The 25,550-nt window shown below is 52.3% G+C and carries 18 protein-coding genes; 14 read left to right on the forward strand and 4 right to left on the reverse strand.

The features are described from left to right. Positions 1 to 154: 154 nt before the first annotated feature. Positions 155 to 997 carry a hypothetical protein gene (locus MKZ07_RS27905; RefSeq protein ID WP_051494098.1) on the forward strand — a complete coding sequence of 281 codons (843 nt, stop codon included), beginning with the start codon at positions 155 to 157 and terminating at the stop codon, positions 995 to 997. Positions 998 to 1,190: 193 nt separating this feature from the next. Here MKZ07_RS27905 and katA read toward each other — a convergent pair whose 3' ends face one another. Both katA and glgP read right to left on the reverse strand, forming a co-directional pair. After that, positions 1,191 to 2,645, reverse strand: coding sequence for a catalase KatA (gene katA / locus MKZ07_RS27910; RefSeq protein WP_036701960.1), 1,455 nt, complete (start codon positions 2,643 to 2,645; stop codon positions 1,191 to 1,193). 271 nt (positions 2,646 to 2,916) lie between these two features. Beyond that, entirely contained in the window at positions 2,917 to 4,533 is a 1,617-nt protein-coding gene (glgP, locus tag MKZ07_RS27915; protein ID WP_341028801.1) for an alpha-glucan family phosphorylase, read from the reverse strand. Positions 4,534 to 4,845: 312 nt separating this feature from the next. Between glgP and rbsK the strand changes: the two genes are divergently transcribed. The 6 genes from rbsK (at position 4,846) to MKZ07_RS27945 (ending at position 10,171) form a co-directional block, all read left to right on the forward strand. Further along, positions 4,846 to 5,784 (forward strand): ribokinase, encoded by a 939-nt coding sequence (gene rbsK, locus MKZ07_RS27920; protein ID WP_084649113.1) that lies wholly within the window; start codon positions 4,846 to 4,848, stop codon positions 5,782 to 5,784. A gap of 112 nt (positions 5,785 to 5,896) precedes the next feature. Beyond that, the gene (gene aroD / locus MKZ07_RS27925; protein WP_036701971.1) at positions 5,897 to 6,661 is read left to right on the forward strand and encodes a type I 3-dehydroquinate dehydratase; all 765 of its coding nucleotides are present in this window, start codon (positions 5,897 to 5,899) and stop codon (positions 6,659 to 6,661) included. A gap of 177 nt (positions 6,662 to 6,838) precedes the next feature. Continuing rightward, positions 6,839 to 7,531, forward strand: a complete 693-nt coding sequence (locus tag MKZ07_RS27930) for a response regulator transcription factor (protein ID WP_036701973.1) — start codon at positions 6,839 to 6,841, stop codon at positions 7,529 to 7,531. Further along, complete coding sequence (locus MKZ07_RS27935; RefSeq protein ID WP_036701975.1) at positions 7,528 to 8,895, forward strand: sensor histidine kinase; 1,368 nt, start codon at positions 7,528 to 7,530, stop codon at positions 8,893 to 8,895. Before MKZ07_RS27930 ends, MKZ07_RS27935 begins: the two co-directional genes overlap by 4 nt. Beyond that, positions 8,892 to 9,494: a PepSY domain-containing protein gene (locus MKZ07_RS27940; RefSeq protein WP_051494099.1), complete on the forward strand. Its 603-nt coding sequence runs from the start codon at positions 8,892 to 8,894 to the stop codon at positions 9,492 to 9,494. Before MKZ07_RS27935 ends, MKZ07_RS27940 begins: the two co-directional genes overlap by 4 nt. Before the next feature lie 116 nt (positions 9,495 to 9,610). Next, positions 9,611 to 10,171 carry a PepSY domain-containing protein gene (locus MKZ07_RS27945; protein WP_341028807.1) on the forward strand — a complete coding sequence of 187 codons (561 nt, stop codon included), beginning with the start codon at positions 9,611 to 9,613 and terminating at the stop codon, positions 10,169 to 10,171. A gap of 73 nt (positions 10,172 to 10,244) precedes the next feature. Here MKZ07_RS27945 and MKZ07_RS27950 read toward each other — a convergent pair whose 3' ends face one another. Next, the gene (locus MKZ07_RS27950; protein WP_341028810.1) at positions 10,245 to 11,015 is read right to left on the reverse strand and encodes a MerR family transcriptional regulator; all 771 of its coding nucleotides are present in this window, start codon (positions 11,013 to 11,015) and stop codon (positions 10,245 to 10,247) included. A 244-nt stretch (positions 11,016 to 11,259) separates the two neighbouring features. Continuing rightward, positions 11,260 to 12,012 (reverse strand): 3'-5' exonuclease, encoded by a 753-nt coding sequence (locus tag MKZ07_RS27955; RefSeq protein WP_341028813.1) that lies wholly within the window; start codon positions 12,010 to 12,012, stop codon positions 11,260 to 11,262. A 202-nt stretch (positions 12,013 to 12,214) separates the two neighbouring features. Here MKZ07_RS27955 and MKZ07_RS27960 point away from each other — a divergent pair, with 202 nt between their 5' ends. The 7 genes from MKZ07_RS27960 (at position 12,215) to MKZ07_RS27990 (ending at position 25,547) form a co-directional block, all read left to right on the forward strand. Beyond that, positions 12,215 to 12,847: a hypothetical protein gene (locus tag MKZ07_RS27960; RefSeq protein WP_341028816.1), complete on the forward strand. Its 633-nt coding sequence runs from the start codon at positions 12,215 to 12,217 to the stop codon at positions 12,845 to 12,847. A gap of 67 nt (positions 12,848 to 12,914) precedes the next feature. Further along, entirely contained in the window at positions 12,915 to 13,334 is a 420-nt protein-coding gene (locus MKZ07_RS27965; protein WP_036701980.1) for a hypothetical protein, read from the forward strand. A gap of 19 nt (positions 13,335 to 13,353) precedes the next feature. Beyond that, positions 13,354 to 18,333 carry a DUF4132 domain-containing protein gene (locus tag MKZ07_RS27970; protein ID WP_445670314.1) on the forward strand — a complete coding sequence of 1,660 codons (4,980 nt, stop codon included), beginning with the start codon at positions 13,354 to 13,356 and terminating at the stop codon, positions 18,331 to 18,333. Positions 18,334 to 18,568: 235 nt separating this feature from the next. Then, entirely contained in the window at positions 18,569 to 20,704 is a 2,136-nt protein-coding gene (locus MKZ07_RS27975) for a LuxR C-terminal-related transcriptional regulator (protein WP_084649114.1), read from the forward strand. Between the two features lie 243 nt (positions 20,705 to 20,947). Next, positions 20,948 to 22,519 carry a methyl-accepting chemotaxis protein gene (locus MKZ07_RS27980; RefSeq protein WP_162174505.1) on the forward strand — a complete coding sequence of 524 codons (1,572 nt, stop codon included), beginning with the start codon at positions 20,948 to 20,950 and terminating at the stop codon, positions 22,517 to 22,519. A 12-nt stretch (positions 22,520 to 22,531) separates the two neighbouring features. Beyond that, positions 22,532 to 22,960 carry a chemotaxis protein CheW gene (locus tag MKZ07_RS27985; RefSeq protein WP_036701984.1) on the forward strand — a complete coding sequence of 143 codons (429 nt, stop codon included), beginning with the start codon at positions 22,532 to 22,534 and terminating at the stop codon, positions 22,958 to 22,960. A gap of 22 nt (positions 22,961 to 22,982) precedes the next feature. Beyond that, positions 22,983 to 25,547 (forward strand): chemotaxis protein CheW, encoded by a 2,565-nt coding sequence (locus tag MKZ07_RS27990; protein WP_341028825.1) that lies wholly within the window; start codon positions 22,983 to 22,985, stop codon positions 25,545 to 25,547. Positions 25,548 to 25,550 lie beyond the last annotated feature (3 nt).

The following is a 25,550-nucleotide window of genomic DNA, read 5'->3' on the forward strand; positions in this document are numbered from 1 at the left end:
ATATGGAATAAAATATGTCGAAAAGGTTAGATTGAATAGTTCAACTGGAGAATAAAGGCTTTTTTAGAGATATATATGCCCTGAATGAATTGACCGGAGCGGTGAAGCAGGTTATTATTGGAATATAATGGAATGATAGGAGGCAAGATAGAAATTGCTGGAACTGGATGGGATGAATGAAGACTCTTTGACAGATATGCTTAAAGTCTCGTTCTCATGGGAGAACTGGACGGCAATTCTCGAGATTTCAGACAAGCTCTTTGAACTTGCAGTTCTAACCTACGGCTCCCATCAACAGGGTGCAAAGAAGTATTATTTGAAAAAAAATATAGCGTATTATCTCGGGTACAGTGCATGCATGAAGGGGATTGCCTATCAAAAGCTCGGTAACCTCGCTGAATCAAGAAAATGTATAGGCTTGTATTCGGATTTGAGCTGGATCACGGATATGGATCAGGAAGCTGCCGCAGAAGTAGAGTACTACAAGAACATTGCTATAGCCAACACCTTCGTCATTGATCTGCTGGAAGGGAAGGTAGAAGTTCTTCCTGATTATGTTGAATTCATTCGCACGGGAGACCAGGAGGAACTGCTTGCTTGCCTAATTACTGTGCTGGAATCTGCAATTAAGTATAACTTTTCTATCGATTGGGTACTGGATGAGTTCAATGAGCCGCTTAAGGAGCTGAGCTGTAGAGCGAAGCAGGAAGACATCAGATACTACATAGACTACATGCATCTTAGTGCAATTTATTTGTATAAAAGGGAGAAAATTCATGATGCAATTAATCTGACTCTCTATATTTTGGTAATAAGTAGTAAACTTTATGATGGGACAGGCTTTAGGAAGATCGTGTCGTTTTATGAGCACATCCGGAGCCATGCCACCGCAGAACAACAAGAATCTTATCAAAACATAATGAAAAATATCTTAGAGAGGGAGTTTTTAAAAGATGAAAAAGGCGATCTCGTTATTAACAGCCGTATTGTTGATTAGCGCAAGCGTTGTGGTATCAACTGCAAGCGCAGGCGGCCACTTATCCGCAGCCTCCGGCAATATCTCTATTAACAATCACGGAGCAGGCCACTAGTCTATAATCTCTCTGTCTCATGAATCTGGAAATATAAGCTGCATATCATGCAAAAAAAGGGGTAAGCGATGCTTATCCCTTCTTTGCTGTGGATAGAGGTTACTCTGTTACAGCCAATCCCAGTCCTTCTGCGATTCGACGGCCAAACTCCGGATCGGCTTTGTAGAAGTGGGCAATCTGGCGGCGCTTGATCTCCTCAGACTCTACTGGAGTCATGGCACCAACAATATTGCTTACGAGCCGGGTACGCTCCTCTTCGCTCAGCAGGCGGTACAGGTCCCCCGGCTGGGTGTAGTGATCGTCATGATCATATGAGACGCTGTCCGCCTGGCCTGAGACTTCAAAAGCAGCCGCCTTATGCTGCGCTGACTCGGTTGCACCTCCGGAGCTGTTAGGCTCGTAGTAGACGGAGCCTCCCCCGTTATTCGTAGCATTCATCGCGCCGTCGCGCTGATTATTGTTGACCTCGGCGACAGGCTGGTTAATCGGCAGGTGGTTATGGTTCGCTCCTACACGGTAGCGGTGGGCATCCCCGTATGCGAACAGTCGGCCCTGAAGCATTTTATCCGGAGAAGCCTCGATGCCTGGAACGAATGAGCCGGGGGAAAAGGTGGCCTGCTCCACTTCGGCGAAGTAATTCTCAGGATTGCGGTCCAGCACCATGCGGCCTACCTCAATCAGCGGGTAATCCTTCTGCGACCATACCTTGGTTACATCAAACGGATCGAAGCGGTAGGTGTCGGCATCCTCCACAGGCATAATCTGCACATGCAGCCTCCAGGCCGGGAAGTCTCCGGTATCAATGGCGTTGAACAAGTCCTCTGTATGATAATCCGGGTTCTCCCCGGCTAGCTGTGCTGCCAGCTTAACATCGAGATTCTTGACGCCCTGCTCTGTCTTGAAGTGGTATTTGACCCAGACGGCTGCACCTTCGGCATTCACCCACTTGAACGTATGGCTGCCGAAGCCATGCATATGGCGGAGAGTAGCCGGGATGCCGCGGTCAGACATCAGAATCGTCACCTGGTGCAGAGACTCGGGGGAGAGGGACCAGAAGTCCCAGACCGCATTCGGGTTCTTCAGATGGGTCTGCGGATGACGCTTCTGGGTATGGATGAAGTCCGGGAATTTGATGGCGTCACGGATGAAAAAGACAGGCGTGTTATTGCCGACCAGGTCGTAGTTGCCCTCTTCGGTGTAGAATTTCACAGCAAAGCCGCGCGGATCGCGCACGGTATCGGATGAGCCCAGTTCCCCGGCTACGGTAGAGAAACGGATGAACATCGGGGTGCGTTTGCCGACCCCGGACAAGAAGGCAGCCTTCGTATATTGGGAGAGATCATTGGTGACTTCAAAATAACCATGGGCACCGGCACCTTTGGCATGAACGACCCGCTCAGGAACACGTTCACGGTTGAAGTGGGCGAGCTTTTCCAGTAAGTGGACATCCTGCAGCAGCACGGGGCCGCGGGCACCGGCGGTCATTGAATTCTGGTTGTCGCCTACGGGGGCGCCCCAGCTAGTCGTTAGCTTGTTGTTATTGTTTGTAGTCATGAACACAATCACCTCGTGTAGGATTTGATTTTAGATTAAGTATAAGTATTATAATAGCAAGAATTTAAATAAAATCAATCCTTTTTTATAATTATTATAATTAAGCTTATGTAGAAGAAGGATGGTTGATGATACTAATGCAACAAAAAAACTCCCGCCCGCAGCAGCGGACAGGAGGGGGGATTCTGGAACAGAAGCGGAGCAGGAAGGGGTACTGATGACGGAAGCAAGAAGACCTGCAAGTTAGCTGATGATACCAAACTAATACGAGTTAGCTTGTGATATACATCCGGTTATAGTATTCATCCAGCATGCGCTTGGTGGCGAATTCGATGCGGGTGGTCTCGATGCTGCGGTGCATCATCTGCACCCACTTGGCCTGATCCTCATAGAAGACCGGGAGGACGCGGTTCATAAGGGTCTCGTACAGTGCATCGCTGTCATGCTGGTCAAGCACCGCAAAGTCGGTAGTCTCGAAGCCGTCGCCGATCTGCCAGCCGTTCTCGCCGTCGATGCAGGCCTCCGGCCACCAGCCGTCCAGAATGGAGCAGTTCAGGACGCCGTTCATGGCGGCCTTCATCCCGGAGGTTCCGCTGGCTTCGAGCGGTCTGCGCGGATTGTTCAGCCAGATGTCAGAGCCGCGGGTCAGCTGGGCTCCGATGGTCATATCGTAGTTCTCCAGGAAGACTACGCTCTTCGGATATTTGCGCATCATGGCTACAAGATTACTGACGATCCGCTTGCCGTTGTCGTCCAGCGGGTGCGCCTTGCCGGAGAAGACAATCTGGATCTTGCCGCTCTCCAGGTACGGCTCTATAATGTCCGGCTGGGAGAAAATCAGGTCACTGCGCTTGTAGGGAGCGGCGCGCCGGGAGAACCCGATCAGCAGCTGGTCGGCATTCAGGGCGATGCCGGAACGTTCCTCGATGAAGCTGATCAGCTCCTGCTTGATCTCCTTGTGCACGGCCCACAGGTCGCCGCCCTTCTCAAAGGCACGGGTCATCCGCTCATCTACCCAGGTAGGGGTGTGAATCGCATTGGTGATGCCTATGATGGCAGACCGGCCGGCGACTTCCTTCCACATGGTGTTCGCGGTCTCGGCATGAAGCTGGGCAACCGCATTCGAGATCCGCGCCAGCCGCAGGCCGGCAACGGTCATGTTGAAGGGTTCTCCGCCAATCCGCTCCATTTGCGCCCGGGTTAAGCCATTAAAGGCCCCCATGTATTCCAGCCGGTCCAGCGGATGGGTCTCGTTACCTTCCTTAATCGGTGTATGTGTAGTGAACACAACCTCTTCCCGTGTAGCCTTCCAGGCTTCTTCAAAGGTACTGCCGCCGGACATCTTCTCCCGGATCAGCTCGATTGCAGCAAGCGCCGCATGTCCTTCGTTGAAGTGATAGACATCGATGGGAATGCCCAGGGCGCGCATGGCTTTGACGCCGCCGATGCCCAGAACGATCTCCTGGGCAATCCGCTCCTCCCCGAACCAGCCGTAGAGCTGGCCGGTAATCCAGGCATCGCTGTTCTCCGGGATATCGGTGTCGAGCAAATAGAGCGGACGGTTGCCGAAATGGTCGGTTTTCCACACTTTGCAGACTACATCGGTCTTTCTGACTTTTACCGTGACCTTGACGCCTGTATCTTCCAGGAAGTCGTACACATAGTTGTGGTAAGAGTCGTAGGGGTTACCGTCTGCATCAATCTTCTGGTCCGTGTAGCCCTGCTTCCATTTGAGTCCGATAGGGATGATGGGTGCCCCGATATCCTGCGCGCCCTTGATGTAATCTCCGGCCAGAATGCCTAAGCCTCCGGCGTACATTTTGAAATCGGAATGCAGTCCGTACTCCATGCTGAAATAAGCTACTGACGGTAAGTGGTTGTCGCTCACTTGATAAGCCTCCTAAATGCGATTTAGATGGTACTGCGAATAAGAATTACTGCAGGCTGTATCTAAGATGCAAACGTTTGCTCAATAAGGCAGGACGGGCTCTGGAAGCGATTGCACCATCATTCTAGCATATTTATCCTTAAAAAGCACAGCGAATTTTCGGTGACAACTGGCTGCCTGTGGAGCCGATAAATAAAATTTGATTAACCTGCCGGAAGGCCATAAGATAAGGGGAGAATAAATGTACAAGGTTCATCTAAATCATAAGCTAAACCATAAATCAAACAATAAACCAAGTGGTGGTGTAAAGGATTGAGTATAGTCGTAATTGGAAGTCTGAATATGGATATGGTCGTGCGGGCAGAGCGTGCGCCGGAGGCCGGGGAGACCCTGTTCGGTCAGGGATTTGTTCTGTCTCCAGGCGGAAAAGGGGCGAATCAGGCCGTTGCGGCGGCCAGACTGGGCGCGGATGTGACGATGATCGGCAGAGTGGGGAAAGACGCTTTTGGCAGCGGGCTGCTGGAGATTATGGAGCAGGAGCGGGTGCATACTGCGTATATCTCACAGAGTGAATCCCAGGCTACAGGGGTTGCTTCCATTGTGGTGGACGGGTCCGGAGAGAACCGGATCATTGTGGTGCCTGGTGCGAATATGGAGATGAAGCCGGAGGATATTGAAGCGCTTGAGACCGTGATCAGCGGGGCCGGGATCGTGGTGATGCAGCTGGAGACGGATCTGGCGATGTGCGAGGCTGCGGCAGCGATGGCGTCCCGGCATGGGATTCCGGTGATTCTTAATCCGGCTCCGGCCCAGCCGCTGAGTGATGAGCTGCTGCACCATGTGACCTATCTGACTCCGAATGAGACAGAGGCGGGGATTCTGGCTGGCATCTCTGTGGAGAATGTGGAGGATGCAGAGCGTGCGGCCCGGATTATGCTGTCAAAAGGGGTCCGGCACGTCATTGTAACGCTTGGCTCCAAAGGGGCGTTAATCGTGGATGCTGCCGGAAGCCGGCATGTCCAGGGGTTCCCGGTGCAGGCGGTCGATACGGTGGCAGCCGGTGATTCCTTCAACGGGGCTCTGGCCTGGCAGCTGACCTGCAGTAGGACACTGGAGGAAGCGGTCCGCTTCGCCAATGCTGTCGGTGCGCTGGCGGTTGGCAAGACCGGTGCGATTGCTTCTCTGCCCAGACTCGAAGAGGTGGAGCAGTTCCTGCGGACAGCTGCTGATGCGAAGCCTCATGAGCAGTAGATCCCAGCAGATTCCGTATGTGAGATAGAGTAAGCAGATGCTTATAGACAAATTAAGCGGGGAGCGTCAGAGGAAGCTCTGAGACTCCGGGTCCGCTAAGGAGCTGACACGTTTGAGCGGTACAGTAACTGTTAAGAATATAACCCTCGGAGAAGGGATGCCCAAAATCTGTGTTCCGCTGGTCGGAACGACGCGGACGGAGCTGCGTGCAGAAGCTGAGGCGCTAATCGCACTGGCGCCGGATGTGGTGGAGTGGCGCAGTGATTTCTTCACGGAGGTGGAAGATATTAATGCCGTGACCCAGGTGCTGGAGGATATTCAGCGCCTGCTGCCGGAGATTCCGCTGATCTTCACCTTCCGCAGCGCCAGGGAAGGCGGCGAGAGGGAAATCTCCTCAGCCTATTACTTCCGGCTGATCCAGGCAGCGGTAGAGAGCGGGCTGGTGGATATTGTGGATGTGGAGCTGTTCCAGGAGGAAGCGGAGGTCCGCAGACTGATTGCAGCAGCACATGGACAGGCGGTGTTCGTGATTCTCTCGAATCATGACTTCGACGGGACGCCGTCCGAGGATGAGATTGTCTCCAGGTTGCGCCGGGCGCAAGAGCTGGGCGGCGATCTGCCGAAGATTGCCGTAATGCCGCAAGGTCCAGCCGATGTGCTGACCCTGCTGGCGGCGACGAACCGGATGCAGGAGCAGTATGCGGACCGTCCGATCATTACGATGGCGATGAATGGGGAGGGCGTGATCAGCCGGCTGGCCGGAGAGATCTTCGGCTCGGCGCTGACCTTCGGTGCGGCGCATAAGCCTTCGGCACCGGGGCAGGTGGCGGTTGCCGAGCTGCGCGGTGTGCTGGAACTGCTGCACCGCAGCTTGTAGCGGCTGCCGGTTCGGAAGCAGCAGGAGTGGGGATAGACAGGGGTGTTTCCGGCCGGTGAAACGGTGGAAGCACCCTTTTGCATACATAGAGAGTATTGCAAGTGGCGTGCGGAGTTTGAAACTGTAGCTGTCCATGCCCTACAATGGAGGCAACTAAGTAGAAGGGGCGGAGCGCCGATGACAGAATTGATTCTGGTTGTGGAGGACGAGGTGAGAATTGCCCGTCTGCTGCAGATTGAGCTGGAATGCGAGGGATACCGTGTGTCCATTGCCGGCAGCGGCCATCAGGGGCTGGAGATGTACCAGGAGCAGCAGCCGGATTTGCTATTGCTGGATGTGATGCTGCCTGGATTCAGCGGCATAGAGCTGCTGCGGCGGATCCGGTCGGGCGATCCCGATACACCTGTTCTGCTGCTTACAGCCAAAAGCTCTGTGGAGGATAAAGTGTCAGGCCTGGACCTTGGGGCCAATGATTATATTACGAAGCCGTTTCAAATTGAGGAGCTGCTGGCGCGTGTCCGTGCTGCGCTGCGGCTGGCCACGGGGCAGAGGAGAGAGGAAGCCGTCAATCTGCTGCTGGCAGATGATCTGGAGCTGAACGAAGCTACGCGGGAGGTGAAGCGGGCAGGCCGAAGCATCGAGCTGACTCCCCGGGAGTTCGACCTGCTGGTCTACCTGCTGAAGAATAAGCGCCAGGTGCTGAACAGGGAACAGATCATGGCCGCCGTCTGGGGGTACGATTATTACGGTGATACGAATATTGTAGATGTCTATATCCGCTATGTCCGCAAAAAAATTACGCTCGGCCACGAGCCTGAATTGATTCAGACCGTGCGGGGCGTTGGTTATGTGCTGAAGGATACCCCATGAAGCTGCGGAGTACCATTCATCTGTATTCCAGCGTGCTGTTCGCCGTGCTGCTTATCCTCATGAACCTGTTCATCTACGCCCTGTTCAGCCGGATGTCACTAGACAGCCAGCTCGGGCAGGCAACTGCCGAGACGGCCAGAATCGCTGCCGCGATGAGAAAAGCGGGAGACGGGGTAACGGCACCGGAGCTGCTCCGGGCTTATGTGCCTGTTGAGGGAATGCTGCGGCTGCTCTCTGCGGACGGTAGCGGACCGGCGCCGGTTACCTCAGCGTCCGGGCAGGAGGTCAGCCGGATGAAGCCGGTCTACCATTCCGGGAAGCAGGCGGAGCAGGTCCGGGTGGACGGACGCTTGTATGCGTTCGTGAGCGTTCCGGTCATCTGGACGGACGGGAACGTGCTGAATCTCCAGATGACCAAAAGTCTGGAGAGCACGATGGATACATTACGAGTGCTTCGGATGGTCCTTGCCGGGGCTACGCTTGCGGCGCTGCTTCCGCTGCTGCTCTCCAGCCGCCTGTTGTCGGGCCTGATTATGCGGCCCATCGTCCAAATGACGGCAACCATGCGGGAGATTCAGCGCAGCGGGAAATTCCGCAGGCTTCCGCTGGAAGCACACTCGAAGGATGAGCTGATAGAGATGGGGCATACCTTCAACGAAATGATAGGCCTCTTGGAGAGCAATTATGTGAAGCAGGAGAAATTCGTGTCGGATGCCTCCCATGAGCTGCGGACACCGCTGACGGTTATTGAGAGCTATGCCAGTCTGCTGAAGCGCAGAGGGCGGGATCACCCGGAGCTGTTCGAGGAATCGGTTGAGGCCATCCATTCCGAAGCTGTGCGGATGAAGGAAATGACGGAGCAGCTGCTGCTGCTGGCGAAGCACCCGGAGCAGTGGGAGCTGGAGCTGAAGGTGATGGATCTGGAGGAGCTGGTGCGTTCTTCGGCGAAGGCTTTTCATAATGCGTACGGGAGAGAGGTCATGGTTCAGGTCGAAGGGCTGGCTGAGGGCTACAGCGATGAAGCTAAGCTCCGGCAGCTGCTATTCATCTTCCTGGATAATGCCCGTAAATACAGCGATGAGCAGATAACTGTGCGTATTGAAGCTGCCGGGCAGGAACGGATGATTGTGATTACCGACCGCGGCATTGGAATTCCGCTGGAGGAGCTGCCGAAGATATTCGACCGTTTCTATAGAGTGGATGAGGCGAGAACCCGTGAGAACGGAGGGGCAGGCCTGGGGCTGTCACTTGCCGCAGAGATCGCGGGAGCGATTGGAGCGGAGCTGTCTATGGAGAGTACGGTAGGACTGGGAACCTCGGTGACGATCCGCATGACTGCGGACCCCAGGGGAGGTGGACAATGAAGCAGAAACCAACGAACAAGAGCAAGATGTACAAGGCAGTTATAGGTATGGTTGTCTTCCTGTTGCTGTCTGTGGTTGCCTTCTGGATATTTGGCAAGGATTCGGAGCCGCTGTTATCCAGAGATCAGGCTACGCTGGCTGTGCTGAGCGAATATCCCGGTAAGGTAGACAGTCTGAAGCTGCAAGCTGGAGCTTATGTAGCAGAGCTTCAGACGGAGCAAGGACGGTATGAGCTGAAGCTGGACGGAGTGACCGGCGAGATTCTCTCCATCGTGCTGCTGAAGCGCACGGACGAACCGGCGGTGCAGCCTACGTCTGCCGCTACTCCAGCTCCATCTGGCGGAGCTGACGCGACCCCGTCACCAGCACCTACCCCGGCAGCGCAGAGCGTAGTCTCCGAAGAGGAGGCTGTCAGGCTGGCTCTGCTTGAGGTACCGGGGGAGCTGGACGATGTGGATACGGGAATCGATGCGGCGGGCGCTTATTATCTGGTGGAGATTCATACTTCAGACGGACGGGAGGCCGTAGTCCAGGTGAATGCAATCTCGGGCCATATTATGTCTGTGACCTGGGAAGAGCCGGATGGGGACGATTCCTAGTGTTCTGTTTATTTGTTTTCTCAGCGAATTCTAATGTTGCTCCCGCTGTTCTCTCAGATTGTAGCGTTATAGTTACTACATGAAGCAGCGAAGAATGAACTTAGGAGGCGTTAACATTGAAGACAAAGATATGGAGCAGTATCACGGCGGCAGCACTTATTCTCGGCGGCGCTTATGGTATAGGTGAGCTGAAGGGGAGTACGGCAGAAGCAGCTGCATCCGTGAAGAGCCAGAGTCAAACGTTGATCAGTGTAAGCCGAGCTGAGCAGATTGCCTTGAAGGCAGCTCCGGGGCAGGTGGAGAGCATTGATCTGGAGAAGAAGGCCGGCGGCACGTATTACGATATCGAAATTCAGCAGACCAAGCAGGAGATAGATGTCCGGGTAGATGCGTATTCGGGAAAATTGATCAGCGTGCGCAAGGATGCAGATGATGATGACTCTCATAAGGCAGCTCCGGCCTCAGGCGGGAAGCTGATTACCGCAGGCAAGGCGGCTGAGGTGGCTCAAGCTGCTGTGAAGGGGACGGTCACCGAGATTGATCTGGACCGGGATCACGGGGGCGCTGTCTATGAGGTTGAAATCAGGAACGGGCAGGTCAAGACAGAAGTAGGTGTCGATGCGTATACTGCCAAGGTTGTGTACACCGATACCGATTCCGACGAGAATGATGATTGAGCCAGAAGAGCGTTCCAGCAGAATAAAAGAGAGGCAGCCGGATTAACGGCTGCCTCTTTGCTATTCCAAACGATTACGTCTGCTGCTTCGCTCCCGTATACACGTGGACAGCATCACGCAGGAACGCGGCCATACCCGGGCGGCGCTGGTCGTAATAAGCGGTGAAGCGCTCATCCTGGACATACATCTGGGCCACACCGGCATGGGCTTCCTTGGTGTACGTATCCCAGTAGAAGCTTAGCCACTGACGGTGCAGGTCAGCGGCCTTCTGCGCCAGCTCGCTGGCCGAATCGCCTTCCTCCATCGCCTGCTCCAGGGACGCGAACATGTCAGCCTCAAGCTGTTGAAGGGCAGCGTACTGCTCCTCCGTCATATGGCTCAGCTTGCGGTTCGACTGCTCCACAGCTTCCGCGCCGTATTTCTCCCGGATCTCCTGTCCGTATTTATCTTCGTTATCTGCGATCAGCTTCTGCTTGAAGCCGGCGAATTTCTCCTGATTACTCATTGAACTTCTCCCTTCTGTGTGTGCAATGGTCTGCTCGACGTTCGCGATGAGCCGGTCCAGCTGTTGTCTCCGCTGAAGCAGCTGGTCATGGTGCTCACGCAGGGCGCGGGCGCCGTCGAAGGAGGGCGATTGGATAATATCTCTGATCGCCTCCAGGCTTAAGCCCAGCTCCCGGTAGAACAGAATCTGCTGCAGCAGGTCCACCTCGGCCTGGCCGTAGATCCGGTATCCTGAGGAATTGATTCTGGCCGGCTTCAGAATGCCGAATTCATCGTAATACCGCAGGGTCCGTGCACTGATCCCCGCAAGTGCCCCCAGCTTCTGCACCGTATATTCCATGGTCCTGCTTGCCTCCTATCTGTCTCTCGCGTCTCCGGCAGAGGATGGTCTTCAAGGCCTCCCCGCCGGGTAAGCGGCCGCTTACAAATCTAACTGTACACTTTGACGTAACGGCAAGGTCAACTCTTATTTGGTAGAATAACCAGACTGCGGGGCGGGTAACCGTCGGTGCTGGAAAAGCAAACAGCGGCAACCGCCCGGGCTATGCCTCGGGAGATTGCCGCTGCTGCGCGGGCATATGGGGTTATTTCTTGCCAAGCTGGGCGGCGAAATACGCCTTAAGCTCTGCCAGCTTCAGGGGGTCCGCCAGGGCATCCTCCGCAGGGAAGTAATGCTCGGCAACCAGCTCCCAGGTGGGGACGATTTTCTGGGCGGTCATCGCTTTGATGGCGATCTTAACCGTCTTGCGCTCTCTGGCGTTCGAGAAGGTATCGACATAATGCTGTGACCGCGCAAAGTCCAGCTCGCTGAAGACTGCGCGGAAGATCTCCGCCGTCATCTTAGCATCGTCAAGCGCGCGGTGGGCGGAGCCGGAAGGCTCCAGGCCGAAGAGGGCCATAGCTCCTTCGACGCTGATGTCGTTACTGAGGCCGCGGGCGCGCAGGACGCCCTTGAGCAGATCGAAGTAGGTGGCCTCCATCCAGTAGGCATCATCCATCTTGTGCATCCGCACATCCTGGATAATCCGTTTCATATCCTCGCCGCCCCAGGTTAAGAGCAGCACGCCGTCAGTACTCTGGTCAAGCCACGCTCTGAAGGCGGTAATAACCTTCGGGAACCGGCTGGCGACGTCGATATCCTCCTGGGGGATGCCGGTTTTTTTCTTAATGAATGAATTCAGGGTGGAGAAGTATATGGGTCTGATTAAGGCTGAGAATTCATCCTTAACCTGCAATGAAGCGTCTAACCGGACCGCTCCGATCTCAATGACCTCCATGGGATGCTCGCTGGCAAATTTGCGGCCGTTGAATTCGATGTCCAGAATAATATAATCCACAGGTAATGCCTCCGTTTCAGTGACTGGCGCCAAGATTGCACGAAAATGCGCCGACCCTTCTATTTTAGCAAAAAAAGAGGCTGCATGGGAAATAAGGAAGAGTGGGAAGCAAAGGTTAGTAATAGGAAGATGTCGAATAGGTCAGGAGAAAAACTAACGGGGCAGTGAACTTAAGGCTTTGACCAGTTACCGGGAGGAACCAATGTTGGATCTGAACAGGGAAATCTATTGGATTGGCGGTTCGGCTTGTGCGGGAAAGAGTACACTTGCCAAGCGGTTTGCAGAGGAGAATGGTTTTGCGCTCTATGCCTGTGACGAACATGTCGGGATGCATTTGCAGCATATTACAGAGAAGGATCAGCCTGTAATGTACAGGGTGTCGCGGATGGCGATGAATGAAGTGTTTCTCACCAGGAAGATTGCGGAACAGTTGAAAACTTATATTGAATATTTGCGGGAGGATTTCTTGTATGTACTGAGCGATGTGGCGGGTGGGGGAAGCGATCCGGTTGTTGTAGAAGGAAATCAGTTATTACCAGATCTGATAGAACCTCTCCTGAGGCAAAAAGAAAGAGCAATCTGGATGATTCCGTCAGAACAATTTCAGCGTAATCAATACAGCAGGCGGGAATGGATTCAAGGCATCTTACAAGCTACAGAGAATCCTGAGCGTTCTTTTGAAAATTGGATGAGGAGAGACGCGTTGTTTGCTGATAAGGTTAAACGGGAAGCGAAGGATCGGAAGCTGAAGGTGCTGGAGGTGGATGGAAGCCAGACCCTGGAGCAGAATTATAATGTTCTTTCCGGTTGGTTAGGGTGTGACATTTATCTCTAAATTGGGTAATGAACTAGATAATCTGTCGAATAGAACTATTGAGCTATTGAGGTAAGGAGGGAAGGCCATGAAGCTGTATGTAACCGTCAAAAGCCTGGGCAAACGCAGGCCGGTGCTTGAGCGCAAGGAGCTGCTGCTTGCGGCCCGTCCGCAGACGCTTCGCGCGCTGATCGCGGAGATTGTTGCCGGGCAGGTGCAGGCGATGCTTGAGCGGCAGGAGCGGGGGGAGTTGATCCCTTACCTGACTGCAGGTGAAATTGCGGAGCAGGGCGATAACGGTAAGGTCGGGTTCGGCACGGTGTACGGCGAGGCAAAGCCTGAGCTGGAGAAGGCGACGGATGCGGCACTGCTTGCCTACGAAGACGGATTGTACAAGGTGTTTGTGCAGGAAGAGGAATGTACTGCGCTGGATGAGCCGCTGAGGCTCGAAGAGGGCGATGAGCTGACGCTGATCCGGTTCACGATGCTGGCCGGAAGATTATGGTGAGGGAGATGACAGGATGAAGATCGGAAATGAAGAGTGGGAGACTCAGTGGTACGCGGATGTTGAGAACAAAGCCAAGGGGCTGAAGGGGGAAGGCGCGGAACTGGCAGGCCTGCTCGCGGAGTTCAGCAAGAACCGCTACCTTCATGAAGGGGAAGATTCGCTGGACCGCTTCCTTGTTATCATGGATGATCGCGCTGCGGCGGCTCAGGCTGATTTTACCGGATACTGGGGGCCACTGATTGGGGTCATGCAGCAGCTGTACAGCGCACATACTGTTGATCTTACAAGGTACATAGTTAATCATGCAGTGGAGTACCCTTATTCCATAGGGTATCTGCGCCGGCCGTTCCGGACCCGGGAGGTTCAGGCGCACCGGATGCAGATCCTCCGCAAAATCAATGCTCTGATCTATATGGAGCTGATTGAATTCTCGCTGCCGGAGTATCTGCAGGGGAATCATGAAAAGGATTACAGTACATCCTACCGTGTGGATATTGCCGTTCCCGATGTAATAGCCTATGAGCTGGACCGCAGCGGCAGCGGAATGGAAAATCTGCTTAAGGATGCGGTGTACGGGGACAACCAGGGGGCAATGCTCAGCCGCAATATGATAAAAGGTGCATTCCTCAGCCATAATCAGGCTGCTGTTCAGATGATTGGCGAGCTGCTGCTCGCTGCCCGGCTGCAGGAGGGACTGCGGCAGTCCATTATGGAGACAATGGATGAGGGAACAATAGAGAACAATCTCTATATGCTTAAGGTGATTCTGGATAATGATCTCGTGCGCTACAGCTCGGTGGTGCGTGCCCTGGGCGTATGGACGGGCATGGGATTGGAAGCCCAGAACCAGCGGGTGGCGAAGCAGTTGATTGAAGGAGCTTATCAGGTGCTGACAGATGAAGCGCTGCGTGAGGAATGGCTGACCAGCGAGAATGCCAACCATGTCTACCTGAGCTTGTGGGCGACGGCAGTCTATGAGGAGAATGAGCTGATTGGCAAGGTGGATATCCTGATGGAACAGGGCCAGTCCTACCAGAAAATCGTAGCCCAGTATGTACTCTCGGGTAGCCAGAACCGGGAGGTGCGCCTGAGCAGCGCCCGGAAGTATCTGAGCGAGCAAGAGCCGGAGCTGCTGTACTGGATTCTGACGAACTATAATTATGATTATAACCGGATGTGGAGAGGGCCGAAGGATAATGGGCCGAAGATCGAGGTCGTAACCAGCCCGCAGCTTGAGGATAAAAGCGAGCGGCAGCGCGACTTCGGTCTGCTGAAGCACATCTTCCTGAACCCGGACAGCCGGGAGCTGACCGGCACCTCCAAGGTGCTGGATTTCCTGCAGGTCAGCTACACCCGTGATCTGCCGGTCCAGAAGATGCTCTATCTGATCTCCTATGATATGGACCCGGCCTGGGTCAATGAATTGCTGGCGCTGAAGGACAAGCTCAGCACGGACATACGGGGGGAGCTGCTGAATTACTTCGTGCAGCATACGGAGGATACCGTACAGCGCGAATTCATCTTCGTCAGCCTCTCTGACAAGAGCATAAAGAACCGGGAACTGGCGCTGGACCTGGCGCAGGAGCTGACGCTGGCAGAGGATGAGCTGCTGATGGCCGAAGGGCTGCTGAAGCTCAAGACGGGTACGCTTCGGCAGAGCGTGACCCGGATGCTACTGAATCAGCCGGATGAAGCGCTGAAGGACTCCGTCCGCAGACTGGTGCAGGGCAAGAATGCCCTGCAGCGGCAGGCGGGACTGGAGATTATGACGGTGCTGTTCCAGGATGAGGAGCGTCAGGTGCTCTTTGAAGCGGTACGTCCGCTGGCGGAGGCGCTGGAGAAGCCTTCCGACCAGGAGCGCGAGCTGATTGGAAGGCTGAGCCAGAAGAATGAGTACACCAAGGTGAACGGCTTCGGCATGTTCGATCCCAAGCAGTCTGAGAAGTGGCTGACGCAGGGGCCGGTGCTGGACGGATTCGCCTGGGATCAGGTGTTCAAGCTGTCCTTGGAGCAGATCAATACGTTCCTTAAGGGACTGGACAACACGATCCACAAGCACCGCGATGTGGAGTATGAGGTCGAATACTACAGCGGATACAAGGATACGCTGCTGATCGGGACCAACCTCAGACCGCTGCAGGGGTACTTAATTAACGATGAGGAGACCGTCAAATCCGCCCTTGAGCAGTACCCGCTGCATGAGGTATGGGCTGAATATTGGGATAAGAGCGGCTGGAGCGCCCGGGATCTGATAGAGCTGAACTTCTATATCAGCCTGGAGGAGCTGGATGAGACCCTGGAGAACTATGACGGCTACGATACCGTAGGGATCGATGATAAGGAACTAAGCAAGCAGAAGCTGCTGTCCGGCTGGCGTAAGGAGTTCGCGGGAGAGGTCTATCCGCTGGAGCAGGCCCAGGCTGTGATGAAGCTGGTGGACAAGCTGAAGTACAGATGGCAGGTAGAGTCGCTGCTGGATGCATTCCGCGCGGACCATAAGAGCCCTGAGGGCTTCCGTCTTGCCGATGGTGCGGTGAATGCGCTGCTGGCCGCGTTCCCGGAGGAGAAGCTTGCTGTGGACTGGCCTTTCCTGTCTGTGCTGGCAGATCCGTGGATCGATATGGTGCAGAAGCTATGGAACGGACCAGAGGAGTTCAAGGAGATGTTCCGTACCTGCTACAGGTTCGAGGGAATCAGCGGGGACGGAGAACGGTCCAGCATCATCGGGCTGAAACACTATGTCCAGGCCTTCAACGATGGAATCATCGGCGAAGAGACGCTGCTTAAGGAACTGCTGCTGAGTACGGATGCACGCAACCATATGAGCTGGATCAGTTCACGCCGGTACGACTGGATTGAGAACAGTCCACAGATGGTTGCACTGCGTACACGGATCATTGACCGTCTGTTGGCCATTGAGCTGGGGCGCGGCGACCTGCCGACCGAGGTGACCGGCATGACGATGGGGCTGCAACGGATCGAGGGGCTGGAGTACTGTATCCGCATCCTGTCCGGGCTGAATAAGGATACCTTCGTGCGCGGCTACGTGTACGGGTACGGCAACAATATTACGAAGAAAGAATCCTTCAGCCATCTCCTTAAGGTATGTTATCCGCGCGAGGGCGACAATGCGGAGCGGCTGAAGACCTTGCTGCAGGAATACAAGCTCTCTGATCAAAAACTGCTGGAGGCCGCCATGTACGCCCCGCAGTGGATCGAGATTATTGCCGAATACCTCGGCTGGGAAGGGCTGCGCAGTGCCGCCTGGTACTTCCATGCCCATATTAACGAAAGCTTCTCGGCCGAAAAAGAGACGGTGGTGGCGCATTATTCGCCGATCACGCCGCAGGAGTTCAATGACGGTGCCTTCGATGTGAACTGGTTCCAGTCCGCCTACAAGGAGCTTGGACAAGAGCGGTTCGAACTGCTCTATGACTGTGCCAAATACATCTCTGCCGGTGCGAACCACCGCCGTTCCCAGCTGTTCGCCGACGCCACGCTCGGCAAGCTGAACCTGGAAGAGATGAAGCAGTCTGTAGAGCAGAAGCGGGGCAAGGATCATCTGCTCAGCTATAGCCTGATTCCGCTGGGAGAAGACCGCGAACAGGATATCCGCATGCGTTATGAGTTCATCCAGCGCTTCCTGGCGGAGAGCAAGAAGTTCGGCGCACAACGCCGCGCCAGCGAAGGCCAGGCCGCACAGATTGCCCTGGGCAACCTGGCTCGCAATGCCGGATATGCCGATGTCACCCGCCTGATCTGGGATATGGAGGCGCGCAAGCTGGATGATTATGCTGCGTACTTCGAGCCTTATGAGCTGGACGAAGAGACCTTCGTCTCGCTTAGTATCGATGAAGAAGGGCAAAGCGATTATGCAGTGACCAGCAAGGGGAAGGCATTGAAGTCGGTGCCCGCACGCTTCAAGAAGCATGAGTGGATCGAAGCGCTGAAGGAGGCCAAGAGCGAGCTAACCGGACAATTCCGGCGCGCCCGGGCCGAGCTGGAGCGGTCGATGGAGTCCGGCAGCAGCTTTACACCGGCAGAGGTTGCCGGGCTGAGCCGGAACCCGGTGCTGGCTCCGCTGATTAGCAAGCTGGTGCTGATGAGCGGCGATGCTCTGGGGTATTACGATGCGGATCAGGGGGCACTGGTCAGTCCTGCGGGCGAATCTACGGCACTGAGCGGGGAGACGGCGCTGCGGATTGCCCATCCGCTGGATCTATACCGCAGTGGACAATGGAGCCTGTATCAGAAGGATCTGTTCGACCGTCAGCTCCGCCAGCCGTTCAAGCAGGTCTTCCGCGAGCTGTATCTGCCGAATGAGGATGAACTGGCCCATGGCGTGTTGTCCCGCCGTTATGCGGGCCATCAGGTGCAGCCGAGCAAGACGGTCGCCCTCCTGAAGGGGCGGCAGTGGACGGTCAGCTATGAGGAAGGGCTGCAGAAGGTGTTCTATGCCGAGAACCTGATCGTCCGGCTCTATGCCATGGCGGACTGGTTCTCGCCGGCGGACACTGAGGCGCCGACACTGGAGACGGTGCAGTTCTTCGACCGGAAGACGTACAAGGGCGTGCCGCTGGATCAGGTGCCGCCCATGTTGTTCTCGGAGGTTATGCGGGATGTGGATCTTGTCGTCAGCGTGGCCCATGTCGGCGGCGTCGATCCGGAAGCGAGCCTGACGACTGTAGAGATGCGCCGGGTGATCGTCAGCGAGTCGCTGCGTCTGCTGAAGATTGGGAACGTCCGGCTGGATGGCAATTATGCGCGTATAGACGGTACGCTGGGCGAGTATGCAGTGCATCTGGGCAGCGGTCAGGCGTACAAGCAGGCCGCAGGCGCCCTGTCGATTATCCCGGTGCATTCGCAGCACCGGGGCCGGCTGTTCCTGCCGTTCCTGGACGAGGACCCGCGCACAGCGGAGGTACTCTCCAAGGTCGTGCTGCTGGCCGATGATACGAAGATCAAGGACCCGCAGATTCTGGAACAGCTGAAGGCTTAAGCTATATGCCGTACGTACGGGGCTTGCACTTATGCTTCAGCTGCGGAAGCCCTGTAGAAATATGCAAACACCTTAGGGCCCGGAGTAGGATTGGAATTGCATTTTTGTGCATTTGGATATGTATATTGTGTGTGATGTCTCTTTGTTTTGTAATTTTATATATTGGTCATGCAGGAGAAAAGTCATAATACAGCGAATTTCTACATGCAGACAGTAGGTGGGAAATGAGGAATGTATGATGAAGAACAAGCTGAAGTTAAATTTGCAGATTCTGCAGGATGCTTACTCTTCTTTATGCGGATTGACGGTTATGATTACCAATCAACAGGACGAACGCTTAACAGAGCCTTCAGGAATGACTGATATGGTGGGCTTATTATTAGATTTCCAGAGTAATTCCCTTGAAGATAGCATTGTGAAAATTATGGGCAAAGTACAGGGCATACCAAAGCCAATTGTATACGAAACGATTACAGGGTTTAAGCTTCTGGTTGCCCCCATTACAACCAGAGGAAGACCACCGTATTATATTATTGCAGGGGTTATGATAGATAGAAGCATCAAAGAATTGATTGCCGCCAGAATATATGAAACGCTCCCTTCGGATAAATGGCAGGACTGGACCCGCGCCCTCGATGGTGTAGCAGCATACAACAAACAATATGTTGAGAATCTCCTTAATCAGTTAGACTCCCTTGCAGGTGCCGTGACGGCTTTACTCGAGCATGAGCAGGAAGACAATAAAGCTTTGAATAATCTGCAGTTGTTGAATCTTGTAAATCTGATGGATTCGGCAAGCCCGGTTTGGATGCAAGGGGTACTTGATATCTTTGTACGTGTAATGGGACTTGAATTTGCTGGATATGCCAGTAACCTATCCAATGATGAACAATATACCGTAATTGAAACAACCGGAATTCATATCGATAATCCTTTAATGGGAGCTTCGTTTTTTTTGGGTGAAGGTTTTTTGGGGCAGGTAGGGCTCTCCAAGCAGATGGGGTATTGGGAGAAATCAGACCGGGATCCGCGGATTTCTTTTTTTACGTCAAAGGGAATTAAGCCTAAAGTTATTATCTGTTACCCGGTTAAGTATAAGAATAGGCTGTTCGGGCTGTTGTTTGGCGGAGATTCGTTAAGGCAAGAATTATCAGAAGAGCAGGCGGATCTGGGCATGCTGCTGGCTCAGCAACTCTCTTCTTCTATATATCACTTGGATAATGAAGCAACCTATGAACGGAGAAGAATGCGGATTGAGGCCTTCGTGGAAATCTCCCGGACCATTGTGTCAGTCGAAGGCAGGGAGAACTTCCTGCAAATATTCATGGAGACCGTCCAGCAGCAGGTCGGCAGTTCTTTTGTTTGTCTGTTATTGCATCTGCCGGGTGAGAAGGGCATGCAAATATATACGGCTTCCACTGCTCCTAGTGAGCTGTACAATGATTATGCAGCCGATATTGAAACAACCTATTTTGGCGGCGGGATGCCATCATTGAATACGCTTGGCAGACCTGTACAACGGGATTGGAAAGGAAGAAGCCTGGTTGAATTCCCAGTGGCCGCCGAACAAAGATTGCTTGGGGTGTTCACGGTCCAATTTCAAAACGAAGCCCAGAATAAGGAGTTTACAATATTTTTACAGGCAATCAATACATTAATAGTCACAAAGCTTCTGGGAGCTGCAACAGAGGTTCCGGTCGATAAACAGAATATTATAAACATATTGCATGATATGTTGTTAATGTGGAAGCCCGAAGCGTATAACAAAGGAATCCAAGTGAATGCGCTTACACGTGGTTTGCTAATAGAGTTGGACCGTTCTGCTGAAGAATTGGAATGTATGGCTCAGGCAAGTCTGCTCGCTGATTATGATCCGGAACTGTTAGCAGGTTATGTCGGGGACATCCCTGCTATAGGTTTACTGCGTCAATTGCAGAGCTACAGATCAGGCCAGACTGGAGAGAATGAAGCAAGAAGAAGCAGGTCCTATTCATTCCTGGGAAAAGCGCTGCTGATGGTTCTCTGGTATATCGAACGAGGAGAGCAGGGGTGGAGGGAATCCCTTCCTATTCCTATAAATGACCCATCCCTGCGAACCGTTGAACATTATTTGTCCGCATTGTCTGCATCGCCAGCACCTCTTTCTCCACTTGTCAGCAAAGGCAATCTGACTTCGAGGGAAGAGGAAACTCTGCAACTTGTCTTACAGGGGCTAAACAATAAGGAAATTGCTGAGAAGCTCTATATCAGTACCCATACCGTTAAGAATCATATCACTAAAATATACGAGAAGCTGGGTGTCAACGGCCGGGCCCAGGCGATTTCTCAAATGTATAATTCATCCCTAACCTATAATATGAAAAAGCAATGAACCCGTATAATTCGTGTTCGTTGCTTTTTTTTTGCTGAAGGGGAGGGAGAAAATTCCTATAGAGAACAGGGATACACTGTCGAAGAACAGGAACTAGTGATGATAGGCACAAGGGCCTAGTTCGATGATGATGTAAGAGAAATATTTCACATATTCAACCGTTTGGAGCAGAGGCATAACAAAGGATAAATTGGTAAAAATGCAATTTGCAATTAAAAGAATTTACTTAAAGGAGTGTTTCATGTGAAATTAAACATCCGCACTAAATTATTGGGAAGTTTTTTGGGTGTTATAGCTATGCTTCTTGTGATCAGTGGCTTATCAATTGTAAAGATGGAGCAAATGAACAGCAATTCAGTGGAAATGCGTAATTATAATCTCCCGACATTAGTCAATATGGAGAGTATACAAACGAATCTTTATAAACTCCGTGGCGATTTGATGAAAATCGTACTGGAAACGCGTGTTGCAGAATTCAGTGAAATACGTGCAGCCATTCAAGAAGACCAGGATAATATTGCTTCAACAATCAAGGCTTATGCAGAGCTTGCACTGAGCGCTGACCAAAAATCATCGCTGGAAATCATCAAGCAGAGTGTGGAGAAGTATAATGCAATTGTTCCGGACGTTATTGAAATGGGAACGAAAAATGATAACGTTAATGCCTATCAGACCATGCTTGATTCAGTCCCTGATTTGCAATTGGCGCTGGATACAGCAAATCTGGCAGTCAAAGATGTAGTAACAGGAGCAAATAACACTATTGAAGCCACTGAAAGCAGCTATAATTCCGGAAGAACTACCATCCTTATCTTTGCTTTTCTGGCGGCTGCAATTGCTGTCACACTGGCTTTAATGATCTCTCAAGGAATTGTGGGACCCGTATCCAAACTTCTGGCTGTAATGATGAAGATGGCAGACGGCGATCTCAGGGAACAGATTTCGATTAAAAGCCGTGATGAATTCAGCAAGCTTGCAGCGGCAGCAAATGAAATGATATCTAATTTAAGAGGATTAATCGGCAATACCGCAGAATCTGCCCAGAACTTAGCTGCTTCTTCCGAGGAGATATCAGCAACTACCGAACAAATCGCCGGCGGCAGTCAGTCACAGGCCCAGGCTGCCCAGAACATCAACCATCTGATTCAGGATCTGCTCAGAGGCATCGATGAGGTTGCAAGGAACGCTGAGCAGGTGTCGGAGCTGTCCATGCTGACTCGTCAAGGGGCCGAGGAGGGAAGTATCGCTGTAAGGAATTCCAGTCTGGGCATGAATAACTTGTCGGAGAAGATGGAGCTGCTAGAGCAGGACTCCCAAAAAATCGGTGAGATTATTGAAGTAATTGATGAGATCGCCGAGCAGACCAATCTGCTCGCCTTAAATGCAGCAATAGAAGCGGCGCGTGCGGGAGAGCAGGGAAGGGGCTTCGCCGTTGTTGCCGATGAGGTCCGTAAGCTGGCGGAACGAAGCAGTGAGGCCACCAAACAAATCGCCTATATCATCCGGGGAATGCAAAAGAATACGGTACTAAGTGTACAGGCTGTAAACGAGGTCTCGGCCTTGTCAGACCAGACGGAAGGCTTAATCCAGGGCATAGCATCCCGTGTAAATGAGACGACCCAGCAAATTACAGGTATTGCGGCGGCTTGTGAGGAACAGGCGGCGCAAACGAGTGAGGTGCTCGTATCTATTGGGGCAGTAGCAGCAGGAAGCCAGCAATCGGCAGCAGCGGCACAGGAAACAGCTGCTTCCTCACAAATGCTTGCTACACTGGCTGATGAGCTGAATGGCGCAGTAGCAGCCTTCAAGCTGTAAGGAGGGAAAGTCATGCTAACAGCAGATTCTGACCAATATATCGTATCCAGGCTGGGAAGTGAGAAGCATGCCTTTAATATCCGGGATATTGATGAAATAATAAAAATGGAGCATATCACGGGGGTACCTAATAGTAAGAGCTTCATTGAAGGAGTTATTAATCTGCGTGGCAAGATTGTACCGGTGATCAGTATGTGCAGAAGATTTGGTATTCCCGAGACTGCTGCAGGGATACAATCACGAATTATTGTAGTGCGGTATAAACACGAGGCTATGGGCATTATTGTGGATGCTGTAGAGAAGGTGACTTCTTTCCAGGAAATTGAGTCTCCTTTGGAATCCCATGAAATAGACGGTGCCCAGTATATGGATGGGATCGGGAAAAGCTCTGAAGGTTTAATTAGTATTCTGAATATCGAGCGGTTGTTCGGTGAAGGGTAACGCACAAAGGAGAGCGAAGAAAATGAATGATTATCAGAATAATTCCGCATATTTGGGAGTGTTTCTGGATGAAATGCAAGAGCAGCTTCAATGCTTGGATGAGTACCTCTTGGTGCTCGAGAGTGCGGGTTGTCAGGAGATTGTCATACAAAATATTTTCAGGGCTGCACATACCTTGAAGGGATCCTCGGCGGTAATGGGATTTAAGCAGCTTAACGGATTGACACACCAGATGGAAAGTGTCTTTGATCTGATCCGTGGCGGCCAACTGGAGGTATCTCCCGAACTACTGCACATCATGTTTGACTGTATTGATTTCATTAAGCAGCTTCGCCAGTCCATTCTGGGCGGGATGTTGGAAGAGGGGGACACTGCGGAGCTGATACGCCGGTTGGAAGAAGTCCGGGTTCCCGCTGCAGCCGAAAGCACAAAACGTGAGGCTGAAGAGAGAAAAGCTGCACCTCCTCCCCTGCATATTGTTTTTGACGATGCACGGAGAAAACAAATTCAAGCTGCTTTGGATAACGGATCAGAGGTAATGGCAATTCATGTTCAGTTGGCTGAAGAGGAGTCCATGAAATATGTACGCGCTAAGCTGGCGGAGATCAATCTGAAGGAGCAGGGGGAAATTGCTGTTTGCTTTCCGGCATTGGAATTGATCGAAAAGGATACATCTTTTTCCGGAACTATTGTATATATTCTGATTACCAGACAAATGCAGGAGGACATTATTGCCAGTCTGAATCAAATCTCTCAGATTGACTCAGTGCGTATGGAATACATTACAAATTTAAATCTGGATACCTTTGTAGAAGGAGTAGTTGTGCCTAAGGTAGAAGAATCTAATAATCTGCTAAAGGAGACGGCCAAAACTAAAGAATCCACAAGGGCCCCCGAAAGTAAGGTACAGGTAGCACAGACGGTCCGTGTTGATGTGGAGCGGCTGGAGGGATTGCTCAATCTGGTGGGTGAGTTGATCATTGATAATACGAGACTGCACAGTATACGGGCGAAATTAAGCGAGCAGTTCAAAAACAATGTCGATATCAATCTGCTGAATGACATTGCCAATCATTTGAATATGGTTATTTCCGATCTTCAAGATGGCATGATGAAAACGCGGATGCTGCCGATAGAGCATTTATTCGGCCGCTTTCCGCGGATGATTCGAGACCTGGCACAAAAGTCGGATAAAAGTATTGAACTCATCATCGAAGGCAAAGAGACGGAGCTGGACCGGACCCTGATAGAGGAAATTAGCGACCCGCTCATTCATATTCTGCGCAATTCTGCCGATCACGGGTTGGAGGGTCCAGAAGAACGTGCAGCCAAGGGCAAATCTCGCAAAGGTATCATAGTACTCCGGGCAAGTCATCAAGGAAATATGGTCGTGATAACCGTTGCCGATGACGGCCGGGGAATAGATGCCCAAAAAGTAAAGGAAATGGCGGTTCGTAAAGGATTTGCTACGGCTGAAGAGGTTGCCCGCATGAGTGAAAAAGAGCTGGTGCTGTTAATTTTCCGTTCAGGGGTATCTACAGCACAGCAGGTTTCAGATTTATCCGGCCGCGGGGTTGGAATGGATATTGTGAAATCGCATATTGAGAAATTGAATGGTGTCATTGATATTGAAACGACACCTAATGAAGGAACGGTGTTTACAATAAAAGTCCCCCTGACCCTGGCGATTATCCGCTCCCTGCTCATTAAGCTGGGGAGCAGCACCTTTGCGGTTCCGTTAGTTAATGTTATTGAAATTTTTAGGCTGAGAACCGCTGATATTCTCACAGTACAAGGGAAAGAAGTATGTGAATTCCGTAATCAGGTGTTGCCCCTTGTCCGTCTGCACCGCAAGCTGCAGGTGCAGGAGGAGCCGGGTGCAAGTAAGGAGCGTCTATTTGTTGTAATTGTCGGATTAGCAGATAAACGTGTATGTCTGGTCGTGGACCAGACCATTGGCAACCAGGAGATCGTGATCAAATCACTGGGGAATTATATCGGCAACGTTTCTTATATCGCGGGTTCAACTATTCTTGGAGACGGCCATGTAGCGCATATCCTGGATGTAGGTTCTATTGCTCGTGAAGCAGGATCTTCCTATGATAGGGTTCTGCCAGAAGAGGCTGAAGGCAAACAGCCTTATGACGAAACCGGGAAATACGTAACCTTCAAGATGTCGGCAATGGATTTTGCCATTCCGATCCGGAAGATGAAAGAAATTGTGCCTGTACCGGAAATTCATCAGCTTGTTTCAGCGCCTCCTCATGTTCTGGGGATGATTAATCTACGAGGATTATTGTTTCCGGTATATGATATATGTCTCCGGTTAGGTATGAGTGCTCACGACCACTCTGCCAGCTCCCGGATTCTGATCTGTGAAGTCTCAGGTCATGAGATAGGCCTTCTGGTTGATGAGGTTTCGGAGGTTCGTCTGCTTCCCAAGGCTCATTTGGACGAGGCACCGGATCAGGTAATGCGGAATTCCGAAATGCTGGATGCCATTTATAAAAATGATCAGCAGTTTATTCATTTATTGAATTTAGAAAAGCTGTTAAATCTGGAGCCTAAGAGAAAAGAGGTAGGATAGATT

This window comes from Paenibacillus sp. FSL P4-0338 (assembly GCF_038002365.1).
GTDB lineage: Bacteria > Bacillota > Bacilli > Paenibacillales > Paenibacillaceae > Paenibacillus_AQ.

What these genes read in the sequence shown, in the direction of transcription:
- MKZ07_RS27960 (WP_341028816.1), top strand. Translation starts at nt 12,215, where the DNA reads ATGTTGGATCTGAACAGGGAAATCTATTGGATTGGCGGTTCGGCTTGT.
- MKZ07_RS27950 (WP_341028810.1), bottom strand. Translation starts at nt 11,015, where the DNA reads ATGGAATATACGGTGCAGAAGCTGGGGGCACTTGCGGGGATCAGTGCA.
- MKZ07_RS27940 (WP_051494099.1), top strand. Translation starts at nt 8,892, where the DNA reads ATGAAGCAGAAACCAACGAACAAGAGCAAGATGTACAAGGCAGTTATA.
- MKZ07_RS27985 (WP_036701984.1), top strand. Translation starts at nt 22,532, where the DNA reads ATGCTAACAGCAGATTCTGACCAATATATCGTATCCAGGCTGGGAAGT.
- MKZ07_RS27975 (WP_084649114.1), top strand. Translation starts at nt 18,569, where the DNA reads ATGATGAAGAACAAGCTGAAGTTAAATTTGCAGATTCTGCAGGATGCT.
- MKZ07_RS27930 (WP_036701973.1), top strand. Translation starts at nt 6,839, where the DNA reads ATGACAGAATTGATTCTGGTTGTGGAGGACGAGGTGAGAATTGCCCGT.
- katA (WP_036701960.1), bottom strand. Translation starts at nt 2,645, where the DNA reads ATGACTACAAACAATAACAACAAGCTAACGACTAGCTGGGGCGCCCCC.
- MKZ07_RS27965 (WP_036701980.1), top strand. Translation starts at nt 12,915, where the DNA reads ATGAAGCTGTATGTAACCGTCAAAAGCCTGGGCAAACGCAGGCCGGTG.
- MKZ07_RS27935 (WP_036701975.1), top strand. Translation starts at nt 7,528, where the DNA reads ATGAAGCTGCGGAGTACCATTCATCTGTATTCCAGCGTGCTGTTCGCC.
- MKZ07_RS27990 (WP_341028825.1), top strand. Translation starts at nt 22,983, where the DNA reads ATGAATGATTATCAGAATAATTCCGCATATTTGGGAGTGTTTCTGGAT.